The following is a 5,357-nucleotide window of genomic DNA, read 5'->3' as shown; positions in this document are numbered from 1 at the left end:
TAACTATGAGGGATTGACGCATAACTATGAGGGATTGACGCATAACTATGAGGGATTGACGCATAACTATGAGGTAATATATTATTCTCATAGTTAATAATAAGGAATACAAAAATGAGTAGGCTCTTAGTAGTCAAGGCAAATAATATTATTGAAGCTAGTTATCAACTGTCTTTGAATGAACAGCGCTTAATTTTGGCCGCTATAGCCTGTATACCTAAAGGTGAAGAAGTGACAGATAACACAGGTTATTGCGTCACAAGGGAATCATTTATTGAGTTAGGTGTTAACCCAAAAACAGCAAGCAGGGAAATCAGAGAAGCATGTGATCGACTTTTTAATAGAGTTATCACAATAACAACTGAAGCAGGGACGTTTAAAACTCGATGGGTTCAAGACATCATGAAATACAATAGTGATTGGGCTTTGGCTAATCCTGAATTTATCCAAGAGGTAACGGGAAGCGATCCTTATGCAGAAGATTATATTTTGGCTGCAATAAGATTTAGTAAGTCTGTATTACCTTTTATTAGTAACTTATCGTCTAACTTCACACAATATTTTCTTCAAGACATAGCAGGAGTAAGTAGTGGGTATAGCGTTCGATTTTATGAATTAATGATGCAGTTCAAGAGTACAGGTTATCGAAAAATAAGGCTTGATGACTTGCGGAATATGCTTGATTTAAATAATAAATATCCATTAACGGCAGACTTAAAAAGATGGGTAATAGATACCGCAATTGATGAACTTAATGAAAAATCTCCCATTACAATTAAATATAAACTGTTAAAAACAGGGCGAAAATTCACACACATAGAATTGAAATTTAAGCAAAAATTATCACCTAAAAAAATAGAATCTCAACGAGATCAAAAGACTATAGATATGTTCAGCAACTTATCTGACAGTCAAATTAAAACCTATAGTTCAGTATTGTCTAAGGTTCATAGCATCTCAGATTTAGCCGACAATAAAGATTATTCAGCGTTTGCTATATGGATTGCCAATATTTTACGTGACCCTACATCCGTCCGAGAAGAAACGGCAAAGCGAATTTTTAAAACATTGCGGACTGAAACGGATTTTAAAGATTAAGTAATTTCAACATCCGTTTATCCAAGTTTAGAAAAATCAGGATTCCAGCCATGATCAAATTAAATAACCTATCAACCGATCTAAAGCATGTGACCGTTGAATACTCCGACATCGTAAATTACGAAATTGCGAGAGAAAATATATGCGGTTATATCTTCCTATTATCCCGACTATCCAAAGATGCCGAACCCACCGAAAAAATGCAGATGGAAAGCAAAATACAGGACTTAATTTACTATCGAGATAATTTGCAGATAGAAGACAAGGACAATATTCAAAAGGTTTTAAATACGCTCATTCCAGAGTATCAAGCTGAACAAAAGAACCAAACAGCTAAGAAAAATTAGGCTTCAATATCGGGCAAATCAAAAAGCTGTCGATCTCTATTTTCTGTTAAATATTCGTTGAGTTCAGCCAATATTTTTTCTTTATTGGCTTCATTCTGCATTTTTTTAATCAAATAAGAACCGAGCAGAATTTTACGCCGAGTATCATCTTTTCGTTGCTGTTCCTTTTGCTTGGTACGTTCTCTTGCTTCGATAGCTTGTTTCTGTGCTTTTAACTGTTTCAGCTTCTCTAACTGGGCTTCAATTCTCTTTTCGATATTTTCAGCAGATTTTGTCATGACGGTTAATTTCAGGATATAGAAAACCACTCAAGCATAAGACCCTATGAATTGAAATTCAAGCGGCTAATATGCTATCGTGTTTTTCATGAAATGCGCACTTACGACTTGAATTTCATTCAAGTCATCGTTGCGTAAGGGGACACCCCTTAACCCCAAAAAATTGCTACGCAATTTAAAAAGGCGAAATAAAAAATGGCGATTTATCATTGCTCAACAAAAACAGTGAATCGAAGTTCGGGACGAACTGCGGTTGCATCGTCTGCCTACCGTTCAGGGGAAAAACTCAAAGATGAACGAACAGGACTAACCCACGACTTTACGAGAAAGGACGGTGTCGCCCATAGCGAAATTGTGTCTAACCTTGATATAGAAATAGACCGTAGCGAATTATGGAACTTGGCGGAACAGTCCGAAAACCGCAAAGATGCTCGAACCGCTAGAGAATGGGTGATTGCCTTACCTGATGAACTGGATGCAGATCAACGTAAGGACTTAGCAAAAGAGTTTGCCCAATCACTTGTTGATCGCTATGGCGTGATCGCAGATTTAGCCATTCACGAACCCAGCAAAGGCGGAAATGATAAAAACCATCACGCCCATATCATGCTGACCACCCGAAAAGCTGAATTAGACCCTGACAATAAACTCACTTTGACGACAAAAACCGATATTGAGTTAAGTAATGCCAAACGCAAAAGCCTAAATATGGGAACAACCCAAGACGACATCAAACAGATTCGGGAAACATGGGCGGACTTAGCCAATCACGCACTGGAGCGAGCAGGCTACCGAGAAAAAATAGACCACCGCAGCTATGCCGATCAGAACAATGGACTACAAGCCACCATTCATGAGGGGACTTCGGTCACTCAACTCCGTAGACAAGGCATAGACACCGAAATCAGCCGTTATAACGACCATGTGAAGCAACACAACGCCCAACACCTCAAACAACAGCAACAGCGCACAGACAGCGTTTTACAGCGTGGTTTAAACCGTGCCGAGCAAGGCTTCGAGCAATGGCAGAAAAACCAAGAAGCTAAACGCCTAGAACAAGAACGCCAAGCCGAAATACAACGACAGCAAAAACTAGAGCAACAGCAAGCCGAGCGAGCCAACCGTAAAGCATCACAAGACTTAGATCAGGGCGGAATGTACCGATGAGCAACCAAAACGACCTAGATGACCAGCTCTATATTTTACTGGCATCTATGAAAGAGTATCGAGAAGCCATAGCAGACGATAACAAGCGATTAGAAGCGTTTTATAAGGAAGTGGCTAGCGGAGTACTCAATAAGACCGAAAAACACCTAAAAAACGCCAATCAGAAGCAAATAGACGCACTCAACAACAGTATTCGGGAATTAAACAATGCAACCAATCAACTTGACTGGCGATTCATGGCAATCTACGCCAGTGCTTTTGTTAGCTTGCTGATCGTTTTCTTTTTAGCATTATTTTTATATGTGCCGAGCATGGACGAAATCAAACAGCGTAGAGCAGACGTTGCATGGCTAGAACAAAAATACAGCCTAGATATTAAAAATTGCAATGGGAAGTCTTGCGTTCGCATCATGAAAAATGACTGTCACGGAGCGAATAAGGATTATTGTGTGATTGACCCAAAATAATGATTAGACAGTACTTTGCTCGGCTCTTGCCATCACCGAATCAATGACAGCAGTCGCAAAGTTGCCCGACTTTGAAACATGGCTAAAGCCATCTTTCAAAGCATCGAGCGATAGTCATCCAAAAATTTCGGAATGGCTATCCAACTGATGCAGTTCTAAAATATCGTCACCAACAAGCCTATAGATCAAGACTAAATCAGGCTTCACATGACAATCACGACAATTTTTAAACTCTGCACCACCTTTCAAGGGATGATCTAAATACTTTTCAGGCAAAGGATTATTTGCGACTAAACAATCTAATACTTCTGCCCATTCAGCCGTAACCAGTTCTAAATAACGTCTTTTAATATCACGTTTAAAAGAACTGGTTACGATAATCTTACGTTTAGCCATGTGCTTCTTCCGACATAGCTTTAATCGCTTCTTCTACCGTTTCGTACTCGGTGTACTCGCCATTTTCAATCTCTTTTAAAGATTGAAGTAACTTGGCTGCTGCTTTAGGAGTTAAAGCAGGTTCTCGTGCATAGTCAAAAGACAAAGGAATCGCTTTAGTTTTAACGATTTGATTCAAGAACAGTTTGAATGCTTGAGGCATAGTCAAACCATAGTCTTCCAAAATAGGGGTAACTTGTTCTTTTAACTCTGCTTCTAAGCGCATATTGAAATTGACTGCGGACATGATTCCCTCACTCAAAAACCATTAAAGTAAAGATAATATAAGTCATATTCTTTACTTTTTCATTACTTTTGATGTAATAAATGGTTTCTGACAACTGAATTTCGTATAACAGCCATTATGTTAAATGGAAGCCAAAGACCTCCAAAAAAATTGATATAGCATTAATATCTATGTAAGCGTCTGCTGAAATCCATCGCTATTTTTTATTTTAGTTGAATTTCGTATACGTCATTTTTAAGTCTATAAAATCTAAATTCTGGATAAATTAAACCTATAACAAATAAAATAGAAAAACTAATCCAAAAGAATAAAGCCATCATTCGTACTTGTTCTTCACTCCAGTTTGCTTCCATATCTAAAAAAAAGATACTTTTCCATCCTTTTATATAATCTGCTCCACCCCATGAAATAATCCACTTACAAACCAAGCTAAGACTTAAATAAATTAATATCCATAGAGGAGTAGACATTCCTTATCTCCTAGTGACTCACATCCATGATTTAGATCATACTTCATTGGTTACCTATTTACGTTTAATTTCTTTTTGATCTGTTATTTATTTAAAAAGAGAAAAAATCGACTCTAATCTATCTTGTAGCTTTCCTAAAATTAACATAATACACCTTATACGAAATGTGTTATAATTTTCCTTAGAAATCAATGCTGTAGTTTCTAGTTTATAGCCCAATCACACCCGATTGGGCTTTTTTTATGACTTTTCACGTTCCACGCCTATTATTTCATCAATGTTCCACACTTTTGATTAGCTCCAGTAAATAATTAAAACCTAGATAATAAGAACCGAGCGAGTGTCTACGAGCGATTGAGCATCATCAAAATTTCGCCCTCGCCTTTTCTCTGATTACAAGCTCCCTTTCGATTTTAAACGGTAGGTACAGAGCATCCCGAATGGGTGCGAACTTTGGAGCTTTTGCTTTTCAAAAAGTATGAGCGAAGCGAATACATTACAAATGCTTTTGCTTTTAGATTTCACAAACAGGATTAACTAAAAACTGCCCCACGAAGCGAGGAACGAGCTTCAATAGAGTACGAGCTTTAGCGAGTACCTAGGGCAGTTTTAAGAGTCCTCTCTTTTTTTATATTTTTAAATATTTTAAAAGATTTTTAGACCCTACTCAAAGCTATGCTATGCATGGCTTTGCAATGTTTAACTATGAGGGATTGACGCATAACTATGAGGGATTGACGCATAACTATGAGGGATTGACGCATAACTATGAGGGATTGACGCATAACTATGAGGTAATATATTATTCTCATAGTTAATAATAAGGAATACAAAAATGAGTAGGCTCT

At 37.6% G+C, this 5,357-nt stretch carries 8 protein-coding genes; 4 read left to right on the top strand and 4 right to left on the bottom strand.

The window, feature by feature from the left end:
- Nucleotides 1-114 precede the first annotated feature (114 nt).
- Nucleotides 115-1,098, top strand: a complete 984-nt coding sequence (locus tag E2K52_RS13245; RefSeq protein ID WP_120403880.1) for a RepB family plasmid replication initiator protein — start codon at nucleotides 115-117, stop codon at nucleotides 1,096-1,098.
- Between the two features lie 50 nt (nucleotides 1,099-1,148).
- Complete coding sequence (locus E2K52_RS13240; protein ID WP_151205513.1) at nucleotides 1,149-1,445, top strand: hypothetical protein; 297 nt, start codon at nucleotides 1,149-1,151, stop codon at nucleotides 1,443-1,445.
- On the opposite strand, the gene E2K52_RS13235 is transcribed toward E2K52_RS13240, so the two are convergent.
- Nucleotides 1,442-1,723: a mobilization protein gene (locus E2K52_RS13235; protein WP_151205512.1), complete on the bottom strand. Its 282-nt coding sequence runs from the start codon at nucleotides 1,721-1,723 to the stop codon at nucleotides 1,442-1,444. The two genes, E2K52_RS13240 and E2K52_RS13235, sit on opposite strands and share 4 nt — an antisense overlap.
- A 195-nt stretch (nucleotides 1,724-1,918) precedes the next feature.
- Here E2K52_RS13235 and mobQ point away from each other — a divergent pair, with 195 nt between their 5' ends.
- Nucleotides 1,919-2,890 carry a MobQ family relaxase gene (gene mobQ, locus E2K52_RS13230; RefSeq protein ID WP_151205511.1) on the top strand — a complete coding sequence of 324 codons (972 nt, stop codon included), beginning with the start codon at nucleotides 1,919-1,921 and terminating at the stop codon, nucleotides 2,888-2,890.
- On the top strand, nucleotides 2,887-3,357 hold the full coding sequence (locus E2K52_RS13225; protein WP_004870960.1) for a hypothetical protein: 471 nt from the start codon (nucleotides 2,887-2,889) through the stop codon (nucleotides 3,355-3,357). Before mobQ ends, E2K52_RS13225 begins: the two co-directional genes overlap by 4 nt.
- A 114-nt stretch (nucleotides 3,358-3,471) precedes the next feature.
- Here the strand turns inward: E2K52_RS13225 and E2K52_RS13220 are convergent, their stop codons facing one another.
- The 3 genes from E2K52_RS13220 to E2K52_RS13210 form a co-directional block, all read right to left on the bottom strand.
- Nucleotides 3,472-3,753: a type II toxin-antitoxin system YafQ family toxin gene (locus E2K52_RS13220; protein ID WP_001129137.1), complete on the bottom strand. Its 282-nt coding sequence runs from the start codon at nucleotides 3,751-3,753 to the stop codon at nucleotides 3,472-3,474.
- Nucleotides 3,746-4,039: a type II toxin-antitoxin system RelB/DinJ family antitoxin gene (locus tag E2K52_RS13215; protein ID WP_004870963.1), complete on the bottom strand. Its 294-nt coding sequence runs from the start codon at nucleotides 4,037-4,039 to the stop codon at nucleotides 3,746-3,748. Before E2K52_RS13215 ends, E2K52_RS13220 begins: the two co-directional genes overlap by 8 nt.
- Before the next feature lie 203 nt (nucleotides 4,040-4,242).
- On the bottom strand, nucleotides 4,243-4,509 hold the full coding sequence (locus E2K52_RS13210) for a hypothetical protein (protein WP_151205510.1): 267 nt from the start codon (nucleotides 4,507-4,509) through the stop codon (nucleotides 4,243-4,245).
- Nucleotides 4,510-5,357 lie beyond the last annotated feature (848 nt).

Origin of the sequence: Acinetobacter sp. RF14B (assembly GCF_006864105.1) — a bacterium.
Taxonomy (GTDB): Bacteria; Pseudomonadota; Gammaproteobacteria; order Pseudomonadales; family Moraxellaceae; genus Acinetobacter; species Acinetobacter lwoffii_C.
Note: the sequence above shows the minus strand (reverse complement) of the source record. Positions and strands in the feature narration are given on the sequence as shown.